The organism is Cytobacillus pseudoceanisediminis, assembly GCF_023516215.1.
In the GTDB taxonomy this organism is placed as follows: Bacteria; Bacillota; Bacilli; order Bacillales; family Cytobacillaceae; genus Cytobacillus; species Cytobacillus pseudoceanisediminis.
Genome location: NZ_CP097350.1, coordinates 244,110 through 267,421 on the forward strand (window position 1 = coordinate 244,110; position 23,312 = coordinate 267,421).

General features: G+C 36.4%; 24 protein-coding genes and 5 pseudogenes. 13 read left to right on the forward strand and 16 right to left on the reverse strand.

All coding sequences use genetic code 11. The features are described from left to right. The first annotated feature begins 13 nt into the window (after positions 1-13). The 3 genes and pseudogenes from M5V91_RS29660 (at position 14) to M5V91_RS29670 (ending at position 2,777) form a co-directional block, all read left to right on the forward strand. Positions 14-1,407 (forward strand): annotated as a pseudogene (locus M5V91_RS29660) (HAMP domain-containing sensor histidine kinase). After that, positions 1,385-2,110, forward strand: a complete 726-nt coding sequence (locus M5V91_RS29665; RefSeq protein ID WP_284522332.1) for a response regulator transcription factor — start codon at positions 1,385-1,387, stop codon at positions 2,108-2,110. Before M5V91_RS29660 ends, M5V91_RS29665 begins: the two are co-directional and overlap by 23 nt. Before the next feature lie 496 nt (positions 2,111-2,606). Next, the gene (locus M5V91_RS29670) at positions 2,607-2,777 is read left to right on the forward strand and encodes a DUF2759 domain-containing protein (RefSeq protein ID WP_019380988.1); all 171 of its coding nucleotides are present in this window, start codon (positions 2,607-2,609) and stop codon (positions 2,775-2,777) included. 220 nt (positions 2,778-2,997) lie between these two features. Here the strand turns inward: M5V91_RS29670 and M5V91_RS29675 are convergent, their stop codons facing one another. Both M5V91_RS29675 and lgt read right to left on the reverse strand, forming a co-directional pair. Next, the gene (locus M5V91_RS29675; RefSeq protein ID WP_019380989.1) at positions 2,998-3,591 is read right to left on the reverse strand and encodes a C39 family peptidase; all 594 of its coding nucleotides are present in this window, start codon (positions 3,589-3,591) and stop codon (positions 2,998-3,000) included. Positions 3,592-3,919: 328 nt separating this feature from the next. Further along, positions 3,920-4,732: pseudogene (lgt, locus tag M5V91_RS29680) on the reverse strand (prolipoprotein diacylglyceryl transferase). A gap of 284 nt (positions 4,733-5,016) precedes the next feature. Between lgt and M5V91_RS31045 the strand changes: the two are divergent. From M5V91_RS31045 to M5V91_RS29690, 3 genes are read left to right on the forward strand one after another with little or no spacing between them, the layout of a single operon-like run. Next, the gene (locus M5V91_RS31045; RefSeq protein WP_439649979.1) at positions 5,017-5,418 is read left to right on the forward strand and encodes a response regulator transcription factor; all 402 of its coding nucleotides are present in this window, start codon (positions 5,017-5,019) and stop codon (positions 5,416-5,418) included. 40 nt (positions 5,419-5,458) lie between these two features. Then, complete coding sequence (locus tag M5V91_RS31050) at positions 5,459-5,689, forward strand: winged helix-turn-helix domain-containing protein (protein WP_439649980.1); 231 nt, start codon at positions 5,459-5,461, stop codon at positions 5,687-5,689. A 25-nt stretch (positions 5,690-5,714) separates the two neighbouring features. Next, positions 5,715-6,041: an AbrB/MazE/SpoVT family DNA-binding domain-containing protein gene (locus M5V91_RS29690; RefSeq protein WP_251264586.1), complete on the forward strand. Its 327-nt coding sequence runs from the start codon at positions 5,715-5,717 to the stop codon at positions 6,039-6,041. Positions 6,042-6,274: 233 nt separating this feature from the next. On the opposite strand, the gene M5V91_RS29695 is transcribed toward M5V91_RS29690, so the two are convergent. From M5V91_RS29695 to M5V91_RS29720, 6 genes and pseudogenes are all read right to left on the reverse strand, one after another. Beyond that, the gene (locus tag M5V91_RS29695) at positions 6,275-6,913 is read right to left on the reverse strand and encodes a TetR/AcrR family transcriptional regulator (RefSeq protein ID WP_019380994.1); all 639 of its coding nucleotides are present in this window, start codon (positions 6,911-6,913) and stop codon (positions 6,275-6,277) included. A 159-nt stretch (positions 6,914-7,072) separates the two neighbouring features. After that, on the reverse strand, positions 7,073-8,245 hold the full coding sequence (locus M5V91_RS29700; protein ID WP_082919479.1) for a D-alanyl-D-alanine carboxypeptidase family protein: 1,173 nt from the start codon (positions 8,243-8,245) through the stop codon (positions 7,073-7,075). A 327-nt stretch (positions 8,246-8,572) separates the two neighbouring features. After that, positions 8,573-8,758 (reverse strand): annotated as a pseudogene (locus M5V91_RS29705) (YdhK family protein); the annotation flags it as partial. A gap of 365 nt (positions 8,759-9,123) precedes the next feature. Beyond that, positions 9,124-10,161: a flavin-containing monooxygenase gene (locus tag M5V91_RS29710; protein ID WP_019380997.1), complete on the reverse strand. Its 1,038-nt coding sequence runs from the start codon at positions 10,159-10,161 to the stop codon at positions 9,124-9,126. A 53-nt stretch (positions 10,162-10,214) separates the two neighbouring features. Beyond that, complete coding sequence (locus M5V91_RS29715) at positions 10,215-12,350, reverse strand: heavy metal translocating P-type ATPase (protein WP_082919471.1); 2,136 nt, start codon at positions 12,348-12,350, stop codon at positions 10,215-10,217. Beyond that, positions 12,343-12,711, reverse strand: coding sequence for an ArsR/SmtB family transcription factor (locus M5V91_RS29720; protein WP_019381000.1), 369 nt, complete (start codon positions 12,709-12,711; stop codon positions 12,343-12,345). The genes M5V91_RS29715 and M5V91_RS29720 overlap by 8 nt, the downstream gene beginning before the upstream one ends. Positions 12,712-12,896: 185 nt before the next feature. Here M5V91_RS29720 and M5V91_RS29725 point away from each other — a divergent pair, with 185 nt between their 5' ends. From M5V91_RS29725 to M5V91_RS29735, 3 genes are read left to right on the forward strand one after another with little or no spacing between them, the layout of a single operon-like run. After that, a complete protein-coding gene (locus tag M5V91_RS29725) occupies positions 12,897-13,910 on the forward strand; it encodes a multicopper oxidase domain-containing protein (protein WP_019381001.1) in 1,014 nt (337 codons plus the stop codon). Between the two features lie 15 nt (positions 13,911-13,925). Further along, positions 13,926-15,095 (forward strand): ZIP family metal transporter, encoded by a 1,170-nt coding sequence (locus M5V91_RS29730; RefSeq protein ID WP_019381002.1) that lies wholly within the window; start codon positions 13,926-13,928, stop codon positions 15,093-15,095. A 12-nt stretch (positions 15,096-15,107) separates the two neighbouring features. Then, positions 15,108-15,284, forward strand: a complete 177-nt coding sequence (locus M5V91_RS29735; RefSeq protein ID WP_019381003.1) for a twin-arginine translocase TatA/TatE family subunit — start codon at positions 15,108-15,110, stop codon at positions 15,282-15,284. A 127-nt stretch (positions 15,285-15,411) separates the two neighbouring features. Here M5V91_RS29735 and M5V91_RS29740 read toward each other — a convergent pair whose 3' ends face one another. Then, entirely contained in the window at positions 15,412-15,636 is a 225-nt protein-coding gene (locus M5V91_RS29740; protein WP_019381004.1) for a hypothetical protein, read from the reverse strand. Positions 15,637-16,578: 942 nt separating this feature from the next. Here M5V91_RS29740 and M5V91_RS29745 point away from each other — a divergent pair. Then, positions 16,579-16,883, forward strand: a pseudogene (locus M5V91_RS29745) (JAB domain-containing protein). Positions 16,884-17,310: 427 nt separating this feature from the next. Here M5V91_RS29745 and M5V91_RS29750 read toward each other — a convergent pair. The 3 genes from M5V91_RS29750 to M5V91_RS29760 form a co-directional block, all read right to left on the reverse strand. After that, positions 17,311-17,487, reverse strand: coding sequence for a hypothetical protein (locus M5V91_RS29750; protein WP_019381005.1), 177 nt, complete (start codon positions 17,485-17,487; stop codon positions 17,311-17,313). 306 nt (positions 17,488-17,793) lie between these two features. Then, positions 17,794-17,979 carry a hypothetical protein gene (locus M5V91_RS29755; protein ID WP_369426024.1) on the reverse strand — a complete coding sequence of 62 codons (186 nt, stop codon included), beginning with the start codon at positions 17,977-17,979 and terminating at the stop codon, positions 17,794-17,796. Further along, positions 17,913-18,191 (reverse strand): hypothetical protein, encoded by a 279-nt coding sequence (locus M5V91_RS29760; protein WP_284522333.1) that lies wholly within the window; start codon positions 18,189-18,191, stop codon positions 17,913-17,915. Before M5V91_RS29760 ends, M5V91_RS29755 begins: the two co-directional genes overlap by 67 nt. A gap of 907 nt (positions 18,192-19,098) precedes the next feature. On the opposite strand from M5V91_RS29760, the pseudogene M5V91_RS29765 reads away from it, so the two are divergent. Next, a pseudogene (locus tag M5V91_RS29765) lies at positions 19,099-19,637 on the forward strand (tyrosine-type recombinase/integrase). Positions 19,638-19,846: 209 nt separating this feature from the next. Here M5V91_RS29765 and M5V91_RS29770 read toward each other — a convergent pair. The 3 genes from M5V91_RS29770 to M5V91_RS29780 all read right to left on the reverse strand — a co-directional run bounded on the left by M5V91_RS29770 (position 19,847) and on the right by M5V91_RS29780 (position 21,012). After that, complete coding sequence (locus M5V91_RS29770) at positions 19,847-20,053, reverse strand: SRPBCC domain-containing protein (RefSeq protein WP_311316060.1); 207 nt, start codon at positions 20,051-20,053, stop codon at positions 19,847-19,849. A gap of 97 nt (positions 20,054-20,150) precedes the next feature. Continuing rightward, a complete protein-coding gene (locus M5V91_RS29775) occupies positions 20,151-20,336 on the reverse strand; it encodes a hypothetical protein (RefSeq protein ID WP_284522334.1) in 186 nt (61 codons plus the stop codon). A 208-nt stretch (positions 20,337-20,544) separates the two neighbouring features. Then, complete coding sequence (locus M5V91_RS29780) at positions 20,545-21,012, reverse strand: hypothetical protein (protein WP_019381011.1); 468 nt, start codon at positions 21,010-21,012, stop codon at positions 20,545-20,547. 182 nt (positions 21,013-21,194) lie between these two features. Between M5V91_RS29780 and M5V91_RS29785 the strand changes: the two genes are divergently transcribed. Beyond that, complete coding sequence (locus M5V91_RS29785; RefSeq protein ID WP_284522335.1) at positions 21,195-21,326, forward strand: hypothetical protein; 132 nt, start codon at positions 21,195-21,197, stop codon at positions 21,324-21,326. 472 nt (positions 21,327-21,798) lie between these two features. Here M5V91_RS29785 and M5V91_RS29790 read toward each other — a convergent pair whose 3' ends face one another. Next, positions 21,799-22,278 (reverse strand): restriction endonuclease, encoded by a 480-nt coding sequence (locus M5V91_RS29790; protein ID WP_019381013.1) that lies wholly within the window; start codon positions 22,276-22,278, stop codon positions 21,799-21,801. A gap of 306 nt (positions 22,279-22,584) precedes the next feature. Here M5V91_RS29790 and M5V91_RS29795 point away from each other — a divergent pair, with 306 nt between their 5' ends. After that, positions 22,585-23,256 (forward strand): SOS response-associated peptidase, encoded by a 672-nt coding sequence (locus tag M5V91_RS29795; protein WP_019381015.1) that lies wholly within the window; start codon positions 22,585-22,587, stop codon positions 23,254-23,256. The last annotated feature ends 56 nt before the right edge of the window (positions 23,257-23,312 follow it).

A 23,312-nucleotide genomic window follows, 5' to 3' on the forward strand; every position in this document is an offset into this window, starting at 1 on the left:
AACAGGTGATTACATGAACAAGCTATCAATAAAGCTAGGAGTAATTTTCTTTTTAATTATATTTGGCCTTGTTATTTTGATGTTTTTCTTCTTACATTCGGCTCTCGTCGACTCGAGAATAGAAGAAGAACTGCTTTCTTTACAAGCGAGAGGAAATTCTCATAGAGCAATCCTAGAAAAACACTTTGACGCAGATACTATCTCACATGTAACTCTTATGGAATCTGAAGCAAATACTGACGTGGTAATCACGGATGTAAACGGTAAAATACTTGGATCATCAGCTAATAGCGAGAGTTTTGAGAGGTATATTTATAGTTCGGGGTTTAATATTCCAAGAAAAGGTGAAATTTTAGAGGATAATTGGAAAAATGGGTCCTTTATTTCAACCGTAAGCCCAATAGAGATCGATGGCAGGACAGAAGGTCGCGTTTATATGTTTCAGGATACAGAATCACTTCACGCTTTGATAAAACGGCTGAATGGGAACTTTTTATTGGCAGGAATAATTGCTGTATGTTTGACTCTGATTATTATTGTCTTTCTTTCCAAAGGTCTTGCTAAACCTCTTATAAAAATGAAGGAGGCTACCTTTCAAATAAGCAGGGGGATTTCTCCGTGTCTCTCCCAAAAAACGGCAATGACGAACTTGGTGACCTAGCTCATTCCATATCAAGGCTTGCCAATGACCTAAAATACTTAAAACAAGAGAGAAACGATTTTTTAGCCAGCATTTCTCATGAGTTAAGGACCCCTTTAACTTATATAAAAGGGTACGCTGATATTGTCCTTAGCCGAAACCTTTCTATTGAAGACCGTGACAGATATTTAAATATAATTCATGAGGAGGCGAATCGCCTTTCTGATTTAATTAAGGACCTTTTCGACCTAGCGAAAATGGACAAAAATTCATTTATAATACAAAAAAAAGCAATAGACTTAACTGACTTTATGATGAAAATAAATCAAAAGTTCACTCCCGCTTTCCAAGAAAAAGAGATGGAACTTGAAGTAGTTTGTCCGGAAGAGTTATTTATTATGGCGGATCCATCCAGACTTGAGCAAATCATTTTTAACTTATTAGATAATGCCATAAAATATTCTCCTTCTGGAGCAAAAACACTTCTTTCTGTTAGCAGAAAGAAAAAGGATATTTACATTCAGATTCAAGATAACGGTAAAGGCATTCCAGAAGAAGACCTTCCTTACATTCTAAATCGCTTTTACCGTGTAGATAAATCCCGTACAAGATCATTAGGTGGAACAGGTCTAGGATTGGCCATTGTAAAAGAACTGGTTCTTGCTCATGGTGGTAAGATCTCTGTTAAAAGTGAAGAAGGCAAAGGAACTGAGTTTGAATTAATCTTTAAAGGAGCAGGTAAAATTGAAAACGATACTATTAGTTGATGATGAAACTAGGATGCTTGATTTATTAGCCCTATATTTAATGCCGCTTGGTTATAATTGTGTCAAAAAGCGATCAGCCATAGATGCAATCCTTTATTTAGAGTCCCATCCTGTAGACCTTATATTGTTAGATGTTATGATGCCTGAAATGGATGGGTGGACAGCATGCAAGGAAATTAAGAAATTCAGGGATATTCCAATAATCATGCTTACTGCTAGAAGTGAGAAGCCAGATATTGTAAAGGGGTTAAAAATAGGAGCTGATGATTATATTTTAAAGCCATTTGATGAGGAAGAACTCCTAGCAAGGATTGAGGCAGTTTTAAGAAGAACACAATCAGAGGAAGGAATCCTTTCTTTTAAAGGCCTTGTACTAAAGCCAAATTCTTATGAACTCTTATTTGAAGATAAAGAGATTTTGCTGACGCCAAAAGAGTTTGCAATGATGGGATTGTTTTTAGGAAATCGAAACAAAGTTTTCTCCAGAGATCATTTTATTGTGTCCGTGTGGGGAGATCGAGTTTCAATTGAAGACCGAACTATCGACTCTCATGTTAGGAACCTACGGGACAAGCTCAGAAAAGTAGGGTTTCCCGCAGATGATCATTTGCAAACTGTTTGGGGTGTTGGCTATAAATGGACTGAAAAAAATAACAAGTCAATTAGGTGTATAGTTCATTTAAATACATTTTCTTCGAATTGAAAGTAATCGGATCGTAATAATAAGTATATGATTATGCTTGAATATCAACAAGATATTACACTATGACCAATTTAAAGACTCAATCTTATATGTTCAGCTTCACTTTCTGGAAATTTTGAGCTATTTAATTTAATAATTTATTATCCATACTTTCTGCATACTTTTTAATTATAATAGGTTCGAACCTTAAGCGTCTAACTTCATTTAATATATCGTTATCCTGGTTACATTTCTGAACTTCTCCAAATAAAACTTGTTCGAGTCAGAGTGTGGACATATTTATAATTATGGAATTCGTCTAAAAGTTGCAATTTGAGGATTATGCTGTATTTTGATGGACATGCTATATATAGGGTGACAAGTTTTTAAGGTACAAGAATGCAATTTCACTAGAACATATCAGGAAATTCCATGGAGTATTTGTTTGAAATGTGACAAGGAAGTAGGAAATTATTCTAGACAGCGATATATACCATAATAGATAGGAGGTTGTCCCTTGGGTATAGTAATTATATTTGGTTTAGTAGCATTGTTATCAGGTTTTGGGACTATCACTGCGATAAAAAATAAAAATCTTCTTGGAGTCCTTTTTGGTGCTGGAAGTTTTCTTGTCTTTGGTTGGTTCTCAATCATGACTTTTATTAACTCTGGGTATCCAGCTATGTAATCGACTTGTTGGATTTTAAGGTAACAAACCCATATTTCAAGAAAACTTTTAGGATATTATAATACATACACTGAAAATTACCATCAACCTTTTTCTATAGGTAAAGTCAAGAAAAGGGCAAAATCAATAGCTAGCCCCTTCTTGACTTATCTTATTAACCACCACGTCAATAATGTTTCTAATAATCATTATTTAAATCAACTACTAATCTTCTTAAACACTAATCTGGCAGATATGTCACCGCTTGACTCCCCATTTGCTTCCAGGCAGCAAGAAATTCCCCCTTTGAAATTAGCTTATTTTTCATGCCGTCAATTGGGTCATTAAAATAAATTGCCTTTTCATCGTAGCCTGTAATAAGAACAGAATGTTCTTTATAAGTTATTTTTATCTCCCCATTAGGTGTAAACCACTTTACAAATGCAGAATCAGGCAATTCATTATAGGTAGTATTGGTTATAATCCAAATTGGAATACCAAGCGAAAGATAAGCCTGAAGTTCCACAAAATCCCTACCTGTTAAATCTATTATTTGACCTGGTATATATTTTTCGGCTAGTTCTCTTATCGGTTTATGATAAACTCCATAGCCGGGATTTTTATAGGAATACATATCACCAACGAATCCCTCATTTGGATCTCCCCAAAATATCTTCCCGCTTTCTTTTTTTAGCGGAACAGAATTCTTTTTTATATTATTGGCAAGTGTAATTTTATTTGTTTTAATTCCTTTATACTGCAGAAGCATTGCCAGACTAGTAACCTCACAACCTCTTGGCAGTTCAGGAAATTGTTTAATAATAGGTGCATCCAAAAGGACTCGGTCCTTAATCTTTACCACCTTTTTGTTATATTCTTCCGAATCTACAGATGCACGAGATGTTTGTTCAATATTATCTAAAACTTGAATATTACCAAGCTGCGTAAGCTCTTCTCTTCCTAATAAGAGAAGAACTGATAGGCTTATTAATGTGAAAACTAAAAAGTGAAGAATAAATTCATGTTATATTCCCCATTACAAAGTTTAATGTAAACAGAACTTACATTTCTTTAAATTCCTATTTAGAGAGTGGTTCTTTCCGAAAATACTTATTATCTCCGCAGAATTATGCTTAAAGCAGGTGGCCTTTATTAAAAATTCATTAATCCCTATCAGCATATCTATGAACAGCTTTTTCTAAGCGTCTTCTAAGGACAATGACTAAAACGGCTGCTGCAATCAAAGTTAAGGACATAGCTTGAGCTATTCTAACTGATTCTGTGAGCATTAAACTATCTGTTCTCAATCCTTCAACAAAGTACCTCCCAACTGAATACCAAATAATATAAGATAGAAAAACTTCACCACGTTTTATGGATAAACGTCTGAGAAAAACCAAAAGAACAAAGCCAAGAATATTCCATAATGATTCATATAGAAAAGTCGGATTATAGTATGCTCCTTCTATATACATTTGATTAATGATTAAGCCTGGGAGTAAGAGGCTTTCGAGGAATGAGCGGGACACTTCTCCCCCATGCGCTTCTTGGTTTATGAAATTCCCCCACCGTCCAATTGCCTGGCCTAATATTATGCTTGGTGCAGCAATGTCTGCAAGTCTCCAAAAAAATACCCTTTTTCTAGAAAAAATAACGGCAGTTATCACTGCTCCTAATAATCCTCCATGAATAGCAATACCACCTTCCCATATCGCTAAAATATCTCCTGGATTTTTAATATAGTATTCCCATTTGAAAATTACGTAGTACAATCTTGCACAAATAATTGAAATGGGAATTGCCCACAGCTATAGGTCTGAGAGTAGTTCTTTTTCCATTCCAACTTTTTTCGATTCTCTTGCAGCAAGAATCCATCCTAATAACAGACCACTTCCGATAATGATACCATACCAATAAATCGTTATTGGGCCTAACTCAAAGGCAATTCTATCAATCGATTCAATTTCCCCCAATATATTCACCTCTTTAATGTTTTTATATCAAAAATATTTTAAGGGAATAATATCAAGAAAGTGTGCAAGAAGATAACTTTAATGAAAATATTAATACAGAAAGCATAAATAACCAATTTGTGGATTAATGAGATTAATTTTTTAATTGGATCTATTTAATCTAATTTTAGCTTGAATTCAATTAAAATAATTTCTAGTGTTTTTTGGAAGTCTTCTAAAATGCAAAATTTCTTCATATTTTTTTAGTAAGGTAAACGTAGATTACTAATGAAAAGAGGAAAGCTAAAATGAAAAAAATTATGGTGATTGATAATGATCAAAAAACACAGAACTTATTGTCTTCCCTTCTTTCGCCATTCTATCGATGCATACAGTTCCGTTCAGCTAGTGATGCAATTTCATTTCTTTCACAGAAGAGTGTATCTCTCGTCATATTAGAGGTTGTTATGCCTGATATGCATGGTTCGTCTACTTGTGAAAAAATTCGAAGGGTTTCTAATGTTCCAATCATTATACTATCTAAAAAAAGTGAGAAAGAAGATATAGTAGATGGATTTAAACAGGGTGCCGATGATTATCTAACTAAGCCTTTTAACAAAAACGAACTTTTAGTCCGAATAGAGGCATTGTTAAGAAGGTCTTCCCTAGTAATCAGTGATTCACTTTTTTCAAGGGTTAAAATGGGATGAAACATCTTTCAATCTTTCTTTTAACGGAAACACCATATCTATGACTCCTAAGGAATTTGCACTTGTAGGGCATTTGTTAAGTAACATCAATAATGTTTTTTCTCGTGAAGCCCTTTTACAGACCATCTGGAGTCAGGAATGGAAAACAGAAAGTAGAACGATTGATTCTCACATTAGGAACATACGAGAGAAGTTAAGACAATCTGGTTTCCCAGTTGATCGCCATCTAAAGACCATTTGGGGAGTCGGCTATAAATGGGAAACAAATTAATATAGAGATTAAGGGAAAGGATGAAATGCCTTTGTATGTAAAAAAGTTAACAAAAAACGGTCAAATTTTACTTCCTGCCGCTCTATATAGAATGTTGGGCATGAAGGATGGAGAGTTCGTCTTTATTTATGAGGAAGCTAACCAGTTGGTTGTAAGCAATCATCATGAAAATGCCCATTTAAATAAATGCATTTTCAGGAATGGAAAATTATCTATTCCAATGGAATTAAGAAAAATGTTAAAAATCGATACAAATACACTATTATTATTGCAGGCATACCCAGAAAAGGGATTTATAAAAATAATGAAGTTAATTGAAGACCAGGCCAACAGCCTACATCTCGAAATATAAAGGAACCATAGCCTATGTTAAGATATTAAAAACTGAGGTGGAAGCTTCTACAATAATTCCAAAATCCTTAAAAAAATAAGCAGAAGAATGGAATTTTCCTGATTTGCCTCCCTCTTGTCCTTTAAACGAAGGGAATCAGGGGTTTTAAATTTCGTACAGGAACCTTAAGACAATCTTTTTTCCTCTACAAGATAATAATAAAAAGGAGTTAATCAACGCTGTTATAGCATTGATTAACTCCTTTTTATAAAGCTTGCAACTGAATCAATTGTCATTTCCATCATTTTCTCTGTTGATAGCGGTGAATCATTTTCTAATAAAGGCCCTCTTGCCGCAAGTCGGTGAACCATTCCCAGTAGATTATTAAATGTCCATGCCGTTAGGTCATTGGCTGTAAAATCAGTTCTTATGCTTCCTTCATTTTGTCCTTGTTCAAACACCAAAGGAATTGATTCCCCATTTATTTTAATTAATTCAAGATAATAAGCTTGCTCAATTTCTAATTTATGTGATTGATAATAAAGATCAAATTCTGCTTGAAATCGGATATGATCGTCTTTTTCTTTTAGATAAGAGTCCCATTGTTTAAGCCAATTTATGATTTGTTCATATGCAGTACTATCAGTTGATATCTCTTTGAAAAATTCCTTCATTTCAATAAAAATTTGTTGTTTAACTTCAGCAGCAATTTCATCAACAGACTTATAATATTTATATAAGGTAACCGTAGATACCCCTACCTCTTTTGAGATATCTCTCATCGTCACTCTTGGCAAACCTTTTTCCAAAAATAATTCCCTTGCTTCATCTAATATCTCTGTGCGGCGTCGTATCCTTAGTTCGTCTAACTCGCTATCCCATTTTAAACTCAAAAATAGCCCTCCATTATATTAATTAATTTTATTTCAACACTTATCATTTCTATTTAAAAAAATTGATTGCCTAGTGCAAGATCTGTCCCTTCATAATAAGTACTCCTCATCTCACCTTATATCCTAATAGTTGTTCTTCTATCTATAACTTTGAAGGTGTCATAACTGTTCTTCAATGGTTGTTTTTGCTATTTTGTTACAGGTTCTATTTCCTAATACAATAACGGAGACTAATAAAGTAATTAATATGGTGCCAAATATATAACTTCCTTTTGCCAACTTCTCATCTTTTTGATTCGTCGATTGCTTCACTATTTTCTTTACTTCTTTATTCTTTTTAATAGCATATCCTAATTGGATATCAGAAAGCAGCTTTGCACTCGGGTATAAAATTTCAATTTTCCCATCATCCTTTAAAGTACTTAGAACATTACTTTGAGTGGACTGAGTAATATAGAGTTTAGTTGTTGCATTATAAACAATATTGTTAATTTGAAAATCAATTCCTTTAGATAGACTTGATGTTTTAAAGTTATTAAATCCGAAATCAAGTAATTTCATTGTGTCATTATAAGCAATTTCTTGTGATGGTGCCTTAAGGGTGACTGCAATCAAGCTCAGATCCTTTCTTTGGGCAGCAGTTACCAAAGTATGTCCAGACTGATCAACGTATCCTGTTTTCCCACCTATAACACCCTCATATGGGAATTCCCTCATCAGTTTATGATGCGTATATAAAGTTGTATCCCAGGATACACCTTTCCACTTTAGCTCTTTGGTTCCAAAAATTTCTCTAAATATACTATTTTCCATTGCATAACGGGTTAAAAACGCTAAATCTTCTGCCGTAGTAACATGTTCAGGATCGTAAAGGCCATGTGGATTTTTAAAGTTAGTTTCCTTTAGCCCCAAATCAGCTAAATACATATTTAATTCTTTTGAAAATCGTTCATTTGATCCACTTAAGTGCTCAGCTATGGCAACGCCTGCATCATTACCGGAATTAATTAGCATTCCTTGAATAAGTTTTTGCAAATTGACTGTTTCACCTTCTTCCAAATAAACCCGTGTACCTTCAGTTACTCTTGCATTTTTCCCAACTGTAACGATATCGTTTAAATTTCCTTTTTCTATCGCGTATATTGCCGTTGCTATTTTTGTTAGACTTGCAGGATACATCCTTTTATTTGAGTTTTTTTCAAATAAAACCTCACCTGTTTTTGAGTCAATTAAAATAGCTGCTTCGCTTGAGATCGCTGGTTCTTCTTCTGCTTGAACTATTATAGAAGGGCTATTCAAAAAAACCAAAATAGAAACATATATTAGTAACATTTTCACGGAATTCCTCCTGAGGTCGATCGCTGTTAAGAGATACAGAGAATTATTCTCTTATTACCACCATTGAATTATAATAAAAAAATATGAAGAAAATATGGAGAAGCTAGTTTCCGGCTCATAGAACTAGTTTTAAATAAATCTCTAGAAAGATAATGTTTAGTAAATAATGTATCCTAGTTTCTGGATTTTACATGTATTGTCTGGAATTATCTTCTGAAAACGTTTGATTTAAGTATTAAAACATTCTCACTATAAAAAAAGCCAATTCCCCTTGTTAAGGAATTGACTGACTATCCAAACGAAAATGGTATTATCTGGTGATTACTCGCTTTCTGTTACCCATTTATGATTTTTCACTTCATCTCCGCCGGTAGTTGGAGTGAAATCAACCATATATACAGTTGTTTGTTCAGCAGAGTCAATTTTAGCTGTTACTCCGTCCATTCACTTCATATGTTCCGTAGATACAGTAACTTCTGTTCAAGGTTCAAGCGGCTCTTCTCGGGCTCCTTCTAACTTAGCTTACCCTTTTAAGTAAATAAACAAAATGTGCTTTAGGCTCCTCCTGTTAGTCCATATAATTCGCTCTTATAAAAAGTTGCTTGGCAGTTAGCTTTACTCCAAAGTGCTAGTTTTGAATATTTCTTTCAGTATCCCAGTAATATTCACTGACCACTTCCGGAATTGTAATTCAAAATTTTCACCTTTGCCCCTTGATAGGTAAATCTCTTGAAGACCTGATGTAGCCTAATAATCAGTATTTTAAGATGCACAGCAACATTGTGCAATGTATCATCTGACTAATTGAAGTTTCATCCATTAATTTGCTTTATTTTCGCTGTGGTCAGAGCGCATACTTGAATGAAACGCATCTATAGTCGCATCTGTTTTGCTAAATATTCAGCATCTGCCCCGACCCCTTGAAGCAGTGCTGAACCCCTTCTATATTGCCATGGGAGTCCTAAGAAGTATAAGCCTTGAATTTCTGTAACTCCTCTTTCATGAATCGGCAACCCCTTCTCATTAAAGATTACGGGAATCTTTATCCAGCTATAATCCGATCGAAAACCAGTGGACCAAATTAGATTTCTCACTTTCACAATGCTTTGGTCCTCAAACATGATCTCATTATCATTAGCAGATATAGCTTTCGGCTTTTGCTGTACTTTTCCGTCCATGAGCAGTCCTTTAAGTTCGAAACCAAAAATTGTATCAGGCTTATTCATTATCAACTGACCAATTTTGCTGTCTATATTTGCCTTTAATAATCCTAATTTATCAAACCACCAAAAGATGCTTTTGCCCAAAAAGTCCTGAGGCAGGAAATTAGGTTTGTGCCCAACCGACAGATATACTTCGTTATGATCCGCCAATTCTACCGCAATTTGTGCTCCAGAATTCCCTCCGCCAACAACTACTGTGGTACCGCTCAGGAGCTGATTAGGATTTTTATATTCTGAAGAATGCAGCTGAAAAACTTCATCCGAAAGGCGTTTAGAGAATTCGGGTATATTTGGCTGCTGGAAAGGTCCTGTGGCAACTACCACCTGTTTGCTTCGGTATACACCCTGGCTGGTGGACACAACAAAAAGATCCCCTTCTTTATCCAGTTTTGTAATCACTGTTTGGAGCTTTACTGGGAGCGAAAACGCCTTTGCATACTGCGACAAATAGTCACTGATCTCATCTTTTTTTGAATATCCATTCGGATCCGCGCTTAAAGATAATCCTGGAAGAGAACTGAAATAACGCGGTGTAAACAGCTTTAGAGAATCATATCTTTTTCTCCAGCTCTCGCCTATTTCGTCCCCCTGGTCCAGGAGAAGAAAAGATACATTATTCTTTTTAAGGTAATAGCCTATCGAAAGCCCGGCTTGTCCTGCGCCAATAACCAAAACATCGTATAACAAGAATATCCCTCCTAATAAAAATGAGCTTCCCATGAAAACGGGAAGCTCCTAGCTTATTTGTCTTTAATTCTGAGAAGTCGCAAGCCGTTTAATGTGACAATAAGAGTCGCACCCATATCTGCAAAAATCGCAATCCAAAGCGTCAGCCACCCTGGAATGACCAGTAGTAATGCAACAAGCTTTATCCCTAATGAAAACGTAATGTTTTGCTTAATGATGCTAAGTGCTTTCCTGCTTAACTTAACTGTAAACGGCAATTTTCCAAGGTCATCTGCCATCAAGGCAATGTCCGCTGTTTCAAGAGCCGTATCTGTTCCAGCTCCTCCCATGGCAATCCCCAACGTAGAAGCAGCTAATGCAGGGGCATCATTCACGCCGTCACCGACCATTGCCACTCGGTCATATTGATTCCTAAGATCTCTAATAAACGTTAATTTATCTTGCGGCAATAATTCAGCTTTAATATCCGATACGCCAACTTGTTCACCGATCGCGTTTGCGGTTCCTTCGTTATCACCAGTAAGCATAATAGTCTTTTGAATTCCCAAAGAATGAAGATTTTCAATAACATTTTTACTGTTTTCCCTTAACACATCCGCAACGGCAATCAAACTCAATACTTCTTCTGAGGTTCCTGCCACCATGACGGTTTTTCCTTGATTTTGAAGGCGGGCAATTGTTGTTTTTAATGCAGCCGGAATGCCGTTTGATAATAGTTCTTCAAACAAATTCGGGCTTCCAACATAATACATCTTATTTTGAAAGTTTCCTTTAATTCCTTTACCCGTAATGGAAGAAAAATCTTCAATACTGAGGTCCTGGTATGGCGCTTTTTCTTCTTCCGCTTTTTTCATGATAGCTGAAGCCAGTGGATGCTGTGATCCTTTTTCCAGCGCTGCAACAATAGACAAAAGTTCTGCCGAATTTGTATTAGACTGTGGAAGATAATCTGTTACCATTGGAATACCTTTTGTTAGTGTTCCTGTTTTATCAAAGGCAATGGCTTTGATTGCTCCCATCTCTTCCAAGTGAATGCCGCCTTTAATGAGCACGCCATTTTTTGCAGCACTCCCAATCGCTGTTACAATCGCAACAGGAGTTGAGATCACAAGCGCGCAAGGGCATCCAACCACAAGTGCAGCTAATCCTTGGTAAATCCAGGTATCCCAATCGGCTCCAAAAAACAGTGGGGGGATAACGGCAACCCCTAATGCTACAAGAATAATAAGCGGCGTATAGTATTTCGCAAATTTGTCCACAAAAGCTTGTGACGGAGCACGCTCAGCCTGAGCCTCTTCAACTAAATGGATAATCTTCGCAATGGTTGTGTCATCCACATGCTTTGTCACCTTGACTTCAAGGAGACCTTCTTCATTCAAGGTTCCTGCAAACACTTCATCATCTGGTGTTTTTGAAACAGGGACAGATTCCCCCGTAATAGCCGCCTGATTAACGGAAGACAAGCCTTTTACCACGATTCCATCCATCGCAATTTTTTGCCCAGGCTTTACGATCATAATGTCGTCTATCTGAATATCATCCACTTCAATCATCATTTCCTTATTTCCTCTTCGGATTAAGGCTTCCTTGGGAGCAATATCCATTAAGGAGCGAATGGATTGACGGGCTTTATCCATAGAATAAGTCTCTAGAGCCTCACTAATCGCAAAAAGAATTACGACAGTAGCTCCTTCTCCCCATTCCCCAATAAAAGCAGCACCGATGACAGCGATAGTCATAAGCGTTCTCATATCAAACTGAAGGCGAAGGAGATTTTTCAAGCCTGTTGTGAAGAGGCGATACCCGCCAATTAACATGGATGCACCATATGCTAAAATCGGTGTGATGCTGTCCTCCCCATTCATTTTTACAAAAACCCATCCAAGAATAAGAAAAACAAAGGATGCAATCACAGTTGCGTGTTTTATTATAAAAGGAACCTTTTTCTCAACGAATCTCTCTTTTTCAGGGATGATTTTTAAACCTTCAAAAGCTCCCGCCTTCTCCAGTTCTTCAATGGTTGCTTCTCCATGTACGGTAAGCTTTGAAGCACCAAAATTTACAACTGCATCAGAAACACCATCCAGGTGTTTTACGTTCTTTTCGAACTTTGTGGCACAGCCTGCTCAGGTGAATCCCTGCACACGATAGACCGTTTTTTCATCTGATTTCGTTAAAGCTTCATTCATAGTTCTCCACCTCCTTTTGATGTGCAAATGCGATTTGGATAAGCTGTCTGACATGATCATCATCCAGCGAATAAAAAACTAGTTTTCCTTCCTTTCGATATTTCGCTAGTCCCATATTGCGTAACAAACGCAAATGGTGTGATGCGGTTGCTGTCGTACATCCGACGATATTCGCAACATCACAGACACATAACCCCTCTTCTTCATATAGGGAAAAAGTAATCTTTACTCTAGTGTCATCAGATAATGCTTTAAATATTTGAGAAACAGCCAAGGTATTCTGCTGTTTTACCGATTCCTTAACACGCCTTACTTTCTCTTCATCCACACAGGTAACTTCACAAACATCATCTTGTTTCAAATTAAACCCCTCCATACTCAAACAATCATTTGATTATTAGTATATGTAATTCCTTTTATTTGGTCAAATAATTATTTGAATGTTTTCGTAAAATGTTTGTTGACAAAAAGGTTGTCCTTGTCATAAATTATTGGCAAGTACTAATATTTTTGGATTAAGGAAACTTTTTAAGAGGAGGTAAAACAATGTCAGAAAATAAGATATCCCGCCGTGATGTATTGAAGCTGGGGGCTACTGGGGCACTTGGGATAGCAGGAAGCATGTACTTAAATAACGTTTCGCCATTCACAACTGAGGTTCAGGCTGACAGCGGGAAAGCAAAACATAATAATCATGCTGCTAACCACACTAACATGAAGGACACAGCAAAAACAGAAGGCTATAAAATGGCTGAACAGCTCCTGACCGAGTTTGATTATGGGAAAGTGACAACGCTGCCTGACGGACGGACTTTAAGGGAATACGAGGTTGTTGCCGTCGATAAGGAAATTGAAATTGCCAAAGGCATTAAGTTTCCTGGCTGGACTTATAACGGAACCATACCTGGACCAACCTTTCGCTGCACAGAAGGAGATTTCTTGAGATTTCACTTTACAAATAAGGGAAGCCACCCCCACTCCATTCATTTTCACGGGATCCACCCACCCGAAATGGATGGGATAACTCCTATCGCTTCAGGGCAATCCTTTACGTACGAATTCGAGGCAAAGCCCTATGGCTTGCAGGTTTATCACTGCCATGTGCTGCCTTTAGCCCGCCATATTCATAAAGGCTTATACGGAAATTTTATAATTGACCCGAAAACGCCAAGGGAGCAAGCTTTGGAATTAAATATGGTCATGAATGCCTATGATTTAGATTTGGATGGTGCAAACGAATTTTATACGGTGAATGGATATGCTTTTGCTTTTATGAATCATCCCATAAAAGTCAAGAGAAATGAGCTTGTCCGAATTTACTTAAGCAACCTTACTGAATTTGATTTGCTCAATTCTTTCCACTTGCACGCGAATTATTTTACTTATATTCCGACAGGGAGAAATGAAAACCCATCTCAGTTCACAGACACCATTATGCAATGTCAAGGCGAACGCGGGATCCTAGAGATTCGTTTCCCTTATAAGGGGAAGTATATGTTTCATGCCCATGTCAGCGAATTTGCTGAGCTGGGCTGGATGGGATTCTTTGAAGTTGAATAGAGAGGAGTGTAAATGATGAAATCAAAATGGCTTTTATCAGGTATTATCCCGCTTGTTCTATTGCTTATGGTATTGGGATGGCTTTTTAAAAATGGAGCTGGGGTGGAACGAGATCCTGCTGCTCCCATTGAAGTATTGAATATTGAGCAAATCAAAGTGGTCCCTTCAGGATTTGAGCTTGATGTCAGTAATACCGGACCCGAAGCATTGACCATATCACAGGTAATCGTCGATGATTCTGTTTGGAACTTCTCCATCAAACCAGGACCAACTCTTAAACGATTCCAGGAGGGAAAAGTCACGATACCCTATCCTTGGGTTGAAGGCGACCCCCATACTATTCTATTAGTTTCAGAAAATGGAATCATTACAGAAGCAGGTATTGAGGCAGCTACTTTGACCCCTGAATTTTCATGGGTTAATGTATTGAATTATGGGTTTATCGGCTTCTATGTAGGAATTGTCCCCATTACTCTTGGTTTATTATGGTATCCATTTATGAAGCGTTTAAAAAAGAGCTGGATTAATGCCATTCTCGCGCTTACGGTTGGGCTATTATTATTCTTATTCTTTGGAACACTATTTGATGGTTTCGAAATCGGAGCAGAGGCACCTTCTGTGTTCCAGGGCAACATGGTCGTTATTATCACAACTGTTCTCACCTTCCTTCTTTTAATAGGATTTGATCAATACCAGCACCGAAAACAAGAACGAGCAGGATATTCTCCATTTGCGGTTGCATTTATGATGGCAATTGGAATTGGACTTCATAATTTTGGGGAAGGTTTGGCAATTGGCTCTTCCTTTGCACTGGGCGAAGCGGCTTTAGGAACATTCTTGGTGATTGGTTTCACTCTTCACAATATCACGGAAGGGATTGGTATAGCCGCTCCCCTTTTAAAGATTAAGCCTAAATTCCGCACCTTTTTGCTACTGGGAACTATTGCAGGCGCTCCTGCCATCCTGGGTACCTGGTTCGGCGGGTTTGTTTTTTCACCTATTTGGGGAGCTGTCTTTTTAGGAATAGGCGCAGGTGCGATTTTACAGGTGATTTACGTGATCACCAAAATGTTGATTGAAGATCAGAGGAAAAATCTTGAACCTGCTGTTTCATGGAAGAACTTCGCAGGATTCACAATCGGGATATTGATTATGTATTTCACAGCTTTCTTTGTAAAATTTTAAGGGGTGAAACATATGGCGAATATAGGTGTAAGCGGGGCGCTATTAATCTTTGTTCTTGCATTAATTATTATTGGGCCGAAGAAGCTTCCTGAACTGGGGCGTGCAGTTGGAACCACACTTAGGGAATTTAAACAGTCCACCAAAGGTATAATGGAAGATGATACCCCTAAGGGCAAAGAAAAAGAATAAAAAGAGAAGGTGGTTCAATGGATTTGATCCTGGACCACCTTTTTTGCACTTACTTATTTGTTTACTACATTTACCGTGAATTCTTTGGTAGGCATATTTTGCAACCCTCTTGCCCTCACGTGCGCTGTTACCGAATAGGTCCCCGTCTCTTGAAAAATCGTGGTAATGGAATAAACACCTTTGCCTTGATGCTCCCCAACCATTTCTTTTGATGTATCTGAGCTGCTTTTTTCACTTCCAGCTTAACCTCAATGGCGACTTCAACTTTTTCCTTCCCCTGTATAACGGCTGCCTGGATGACAATCTCTTGATTAGCTTGTATCACTTCTGGAATGTCAACTGAAACCTCCAACAATTCAGGACTTTTTCGGCAGCGTCATTCTCCTTTAAACACCCTGCCAGCAAAAATAAAACACATGCAAAAAAATGGCTTTTTTCATATATAGCACGTCTCCTTTTATCATGTTCCAATAACTGTGCACCTTTTCAATAACGCGATGGCTGATATTTTATTTATGTTTTTTCTATGAACTCACTTGCCATGTTAATTTTAATAGGCATTGAATTATGAAATATAAAATTAGAATTAGGTATTCTTACATTTCATCAGTAGATTTGCTATCAATATAAAAAGTTAATTTCTTGGGTGTATATAAGTAGGAAATTTAGCTTTAGAAACTTTAGAAAAAGTGCCCGATAATTGAAAATAACTTTACATCCATTTCTATCTATAACCCTTAATATATGTTTTAATTTTCGTTGGTTTCTTTTTCGTAATTCTTTCAAAATCATGTGTAATCCCTTTAGCCAGTCCAAGGATTAGTGTACTGTACCTTACTGCACTTACCTCCCTCAATAAAAGAAGCGAAAACAGCTGATTACTCTTGTTTTCTTAGGTTTTCATAGTTAGTGACATCCCGATAAGTCCTTTATTGTTGGAGATTATCACTTGAAAGGATATATTACCTTACCCACTTTACTCTGTATTGGTTTGGAGAATCTCTATTAACTTGTCCTATTTGTGACTTTCATCATATACATTCCATAAAAATTTATCTAATCTGAATATTGATATCATTCTAAAAGTGGGATTACAAATGAAGAAAATATATGAAGTTATTATAAAATCAAACAAGTTGTAAAAGAAATTCAAAATGAATTAATTGAAGTTATCCGTTCACCACTGGATGCCAGCCGTATTGCCCATTATTTTTTTGGGGATGATGACAGGGAAGTCTTCCTTGTCCTTTGCTAAAATACAAACCAAAACGTCATCGCCGTTCACCACTGCCATATAGGATCATTAGACTGGGCACTCATTTCACCAAGAGAAGTATTTAAAGCCTGCATCCTAAATAATGCTAGGAAGATCATCGTTGCCCACACCATCCATCCACTAAACTTAATCCGTCACATGAGGATCTCGAAATCACGCAAACATTATTAAAAGCTGGAAAAATTCTAGACATTCCCCTCCAAGACCATATAATTATCAATGCAGAAGGCGATTACTTCAGTTTTCGGGAAGAAGGATTTATATCTAGAGGACGCCTCATAAATAAATACGATGCCAAAATAAATCTGATTTTACATAAATAGCGTGCTGCATTGCGCGCTATTCTTCATCGATTTCAACACCTACAAGATCATAAAAACTAATTCTAACCAACCCCTTGTCTTTAGTTTCCAAATAGATCATTTATTGACTTCATCAAGCCTCTGCAATACCCTCTCTAAACCACTGTATATCCCCCTATCTCGAAATGCCACTTGATCCTCTCTTCCTAAATAGTCAAGACGATTCTTTCACTCACCCTTTAGTGAAAAAAATCCACCTCAAAAGGGAACTTTGATTATCGGTCACCTACAAACGTAAATTCATAAAAAAGCGTTAATCGTTCTAATGATTGTAATGCGAGTTTTAATTTACTGCTATTTTCAACGAAATAATTAATCTGCGTTATCGGCAATAAAACACAAAAAGCTGGATAAAACCAGCTTTTTAAACTTTATATTGATTGAACACCTAATCCACCACAACAACCACATCTTTTGCCACTATGACAACACGGGCAACATCCACTTGTCTGGCAGTGGTGACATCCCCTTCCACCACAACAGCAGCACATACCAGAACCGCCACAGTAACGACAACATCCTGTTCCTTGGCAGCAACGACATTTATGCATACACATACCTCCATAAGATAACTTTACTTAGATATATATATTTACGTGGTTTGAATTTGAGCATGCCTATGTCATCTAAATTAATAAAGGATTTTTAATCGAAGATCCCTTTTAAGTTGTTTGTTGATATAGATTGTAACATTTCCTAAATAGCAACTACCTTGAAGGTTTTGTTAACATATTGTTGGCATCCTATACCTACCTTATATTCTTTTTCCTTTTGATTGGTGTAATTTATTAAAAAGTTGAAATGAAGCGAAGTGTAAATAGAAATGCTAATACAAGTATATCTTAGCCGCCTTTTATATGGTAATAACAAACTACAACAGAAGCTGAAAAGGACATTCATATTCTGAAGAATGTAGAGGAAGGACTTCATTCGAAAGGAATTTTGAGAATTCGAGTATATTTGGCTTCTGGAAAGGACCTATTGCAACTATCACCTGTTTGCTTCGGTATTCCCCCTGCCTGGTGTACAGAACAAAACAATCCCCTGCTTTATCCAGTCTTGTACAACTGTTCGAATCTTTACCAGAAGGGGAAACTCCTTTGCATAATGCAACAAATAGTCACTGATTTCATCTTTAGTTGTATAACCATTGGGATCACCACCTAAAGATAAACTTGAAAGAGTACTGAAATAACATGCTTTAAACAGTTTTAAGGAATCATATCGTTTTCTCCAGCTCTCACCTATTTCATTGCCCTGATCGAACATAAGAAAAAATAAATTTTCCTTCTGATTTGCAGCTGTCCCCTGATAATAAGCACGGCAACTTGAATGAGAATCTATCTGTTAAACTGTATTGCTCGCCCCTCCATCAGTACCTAGTGTATTGGAACAAATAAGAAGACAACAAGATTTACTTCCGTTACATAGTAATCATAAAAGAAAACTAAAATATAAGTATGTTCGCACTTTACATGAGTTACTGTTATAATTAAAGAAACACGAACTCTAGTTCTATATCTAGGTCTTATAAACTTAACGCAAAAAATTACTCTTTTGAGGCGATTGCCTTCCTAATAAAACTGTAATGTGAGGTGTCCCTCTTGGCTATTACTAAACAGCATGAATACTATGAGCATCGGTTAGAAGTACTTATAAAAGACATGCCCGATTATGTGGTTAAATACGTTGATGATAAATTAGACATCCGCTCCCCCTAACCCTTTTTAATTATGTTAGAGATTTTAAGGAGTTTTTCGGCTGGTTAATTGCTGAAGGAATTGTTAAATCAGATTTAATGAAGGACATCCCTGTTGATGCATTAGAAACCCTCTCACTTGATGATGCCAATAACTATTTCAAGTTCGTTTCTAGAAAAAAATATAAAGTTTCTAATAAAGATGATGAAACAAAGAAAATAGACACAAAGACCGTTAATAGGCATAAATCATCCCTTAGATCATTATTTAAATACCTGACAGTTGAAGCTGAGCTCTCTGCTGGGAAGCCATATTTTGAAAGAAATGTGATGGAGAAGATTCCTATTAAAAAGGTATCAGAAACATTGAATGAACGGGCAAAAAAAATTACCGATAAGATTTTTATTGAAGACAAGGATGTAGATTTTCTTGAATATGTTCAAAATGAGTATGCAGAATCCCTATCCCCTGCTCAAATGAGATATTTCAAGCGTGATAAAGAGAGAGATTTTGCTATCCTCTCTCTATTCTTGGGTAGTGGTATTCGCGTAAATGAACTTACAAATTTGAGAATTAAGGATATAGACTTTAGTGCTAAAGAGATTAGCGTTATTAGAAAAGGAGGAAAAAAGATACTGTATCTATTACCCCATCCTCTCTTGAAGACGTCAAGGCGTATTTAGAGGTTAGAAAAGAAAAATATAAAGCTGGCGACGGTGAAAATGAGTATATTTTTGTGAAAAATTTAAAGGGCAATCCACAACCGCTTACTAACCGTGCTGTTGAAGATATCGTTTATAAATACACTAAGTCTTTTGATAAGCGTATGTCCCCACATAAACTTAGACACACTTATGCGACTAATTTAGCGGAGCAAACCGGTGGTGACATCCCTTTAATCATGAATCAGTTAGGCCATACACAATCTGATATTTCTCTTTTGTATATAAACACAACAAGGGAAAAACAAAGGTTAGCTTCAGAGTTGTTAGATAAACGAAGAAAGAACAAATAGAAATCCATTGGGGATTAAATAATGTAAAATGCTGGCCAAATGATGAAAAGATTCCTATTAATGTGAAAAAAAGCCCCATAAATACACGATGTATTTATGAGGCTTTTTTCTAATATTTTAAATTACTCTGGTTGGCAGCAGAGTTCACCTTCACCTTTTTCAAGAGAAGATTTTAAGCTGCTTAGTACACCGGACCATGCCATCTCATGTCACTTATATGCTTGATCCCACTCTTCTCCATTTTTCCACCCAGTGTGATTTACTTTTACTTCTGTTGTATTTTCATCAATTTCTTTGAAGCTTACTTGTACCAGTGTCAATTCACCATGGTTCATAAGTTCATCGAATTGATCAGGACCCTTCCATTGATAGTTTAATTCTTGTTGAGGAATGAGTTTCTCTATTTTACAACCTATTGAGCCAAATTAGATAGGTCACCATACATTAACATTCTATTTTTATACTAAAAAAAAAACTAGGATAATATGCCATTCTCCCACTTAAATGTAGTATTTAGAAATTCACAATCTCGAATGTGTGCCCTCGTTTTGCATAATTCACCGGAATCTTTTCTAATAACGTGGCCATAAATTCCCTCCCCCTGGTTGCAACCTCGGTAACATAAAACAAGACCTCTTTATCTGCTAAATGTTTGCCTTTGTCTCCAGCTGTTCTGGAAGAGCATCTCCTTACATTCATTACAACTGACCCCACGGTGGTACTATTTTTTATTCTACATACATTACACATTGTTATCCGCTCCCTAATGAATTGGCTGATTATTTATCCCAGTAATTATCATTGTCTAAATCGCGATCTGATCCTCCAGATTCATAATCCCAGATGTTGTCATTATCTAAGTCTCTGTCGGAACCTCCGGATTGATAATCCCACATTTTATCGTTATCTAAATCGCGATCTGATCCTCCAGATTGAAAATCCCACATGTTGTCATTATCCAAGTCCCTGTCTGTTCCCCCTGATTTATAATCCCATGATCCATCATTATCCAAGTCACGATCTGAACCGCTTCTTGGTTATAGTAGCCTCCGGCAGAAGAACCCTCCTGAGTAGATGAATCTTCTGTAGAAGTATCATAGTATTCCGAGGAGCCAATCTCATCATCTCCATAATCTATCTCGTAATCAAATTCTTCTTCAATTGGTTCAAAACCCTCTTCAAGAAATTCCTCTGTTATTAATCCATCCTCCTCCTGAATCTCATACTCTTCATAATAGGTATCTGCTTTTACTCTACCCTCTTCATAGGAATCCTCTTCTATATTGTCACTCACATTTATATTGCTCTCTGATTCACTTGAGTTGCAGCCGGATAGAAGAACAACAGCAAACGCTAAATATACTATTTTATACACTAACTAACACCTTTTTCCATTTTTCTTAATTATAACGTTTACAATTGAAAATTAGAATTTGATTTTCAATAGAAATAAATACCCTGGAACCCCTCCCTATTCAATTAAGCAAGCCGGCTCATTAACATTTGATTTTATGAAAGAATACTGGAGACACATAAAATAATAATGAGTGAGGATTTATGAAAGTAGTTATTGAAACACAGCTCAATATTGTGGGCAATAGAGGCTCAAGTCAGGGGGCTTTTTTTGTTAATAATCGTGACTTTAAAGAAGATCCCAACTTAGCGGTTGCGGTAGTCGCTTATGATTGATACAACATCAAAAAAGGGAAACTGGCCAAAGAGAAACAATAATCGAAAAAGTTACCTGGAATGAAGTGAATGATATTACAGATATTGTGAAGAAAATCCAACCTCTTTTACCTGAGGATAATTTGCCTTTTTATGCTCCCTAAAGGGGGCTTTAATTTTTTCACATAATAGACACAAGGACTTTCCCTCTTTATGACAAATTATTACATAAAGGGAGTTGATTTTATGAATGTAAACCAACTTAATGAGAAATTAAAGAATGTGGAATCTGATGAACATTGAGCTTGCTTTTCTTTAAAACCAAGAAAAAAATTGCGTGGAGTAATGCATGGGAAGGAAGTGGCAATCATTACAATTAAAGATGGGCATGCTCGATATACATATGTAGGTTCTGAAATTAAAGTGTTTGCGCAATCAATAAATTGCATAATATTTAACTTTTAAGCCCCTCTCAAATTGAGAAGGGCTTAAATTATACATACTCAGGTAATGCTTGCTTTATTTCCTGCTCAGCATATTCTAATCCAGCTAACCAAAGTTCAACAAGCTTAACACCATCAATTAATTCAATGTTTAATTCTTCTGCATATTCTTTAGCATTTTTAGTAAAGGACCCTGTAGTTACAACATATCCACCTATAGCCCCATCCTTGACCATATTAGAATGAATTATAGCAATACAGTCAAATGCTAGATCACCTTTATAACATTTTATCTGACCTAAGTATTTCCCTTCCTTAGTAATATGTTCAAAGTCAACTCCAAAGTCACCAGTTGGTGGTGATACCCAGGTACTACCTCCCCTTGCTTTTTCAAAAACATCAGCAACAAAGGATTCAAACAATAAAGGGTCTTGTTTTATAAAAATCGAATTTTCCTTTATAGAGTTTTTATCTTCCTCAAATTCTTTCCTAAACCTAAGATACAACCCCATAGCTAAAGTTCTTTTCATCTCTTCACTGCTATCAATATGACTTGCTAATAAGTAGTCTTATAATTCGTTTGCCTTTTTACTCTTTGGAATTGAATAAAGGCTGCAATTAATACTACAGCAATCATTATTTCGACTAATAACATTTTACCGCCTCCATATAGTAAGGTATCGGTAACTTAAATGGAAAATATTCAAAGATTTCTTCTTACCTTCATAAAATATTGCTCCATCTCCTATTTCGAGTAACTGATTATTTAAATGAATACAGTTTACATTTTCAAAATTATTGGTAATCATAAGTACTATAATAAGGAGGTTTACTATATGTGCGGACGATTTTCACTTGCTGAAGATATTTCAGCTTTGCAGCAATACTTTGACTTTGAAATTTCTGAGGAAATCTCTCCTCGCTTTAACATTGCCCCAAGCCAAAGAATTTTAACGGTTATTTCCGACGGCCAAAATCGAAGAGGTGGAACGATGAAATGGGGATTAGTTCCGTTCTGGGCGAAAGATGAGCGGATTGGATATAAGATGATCAACGCTCGATCTGAAGGAATCGATGAGAAGCCTAGTTTTAAACATGCATTCAAGCGAAGACGGTTATTGATACCGGTCGATGGATTTTATGAGTGGAAAAGAAAAGATGATGGTACCAAGCAACCCTATCGATTTATCATGAAAGATAAAAGACCTTTTGCCTTTGCTGGGTTATGGGAAACTTGGAAGAAGGGAGAACAGCCTTTACATAGCTGTACTGTTATAACAACTACACCAAATTCTGTCACTGAGGAAATTCATGATCGAATGCCAGTTATTCTACACCAGGATGATTATGATTTATGGCTAAATCCGAAAAATGATGACACTGAGCATCTAAAATCACTTCTGGTCCCCTATCCTGCAGAAGAAATGGATTTGTATCCTGTTTCTACTATGGTGAATTCGCCCAAAAATAATATAGCCGATATTCTTGCCCCATTGAATAGCTTGTAACATCTTCATCATACTAGGCTAAATTAGCCGTTTCAAAAAATCATTAAGGGTACTTT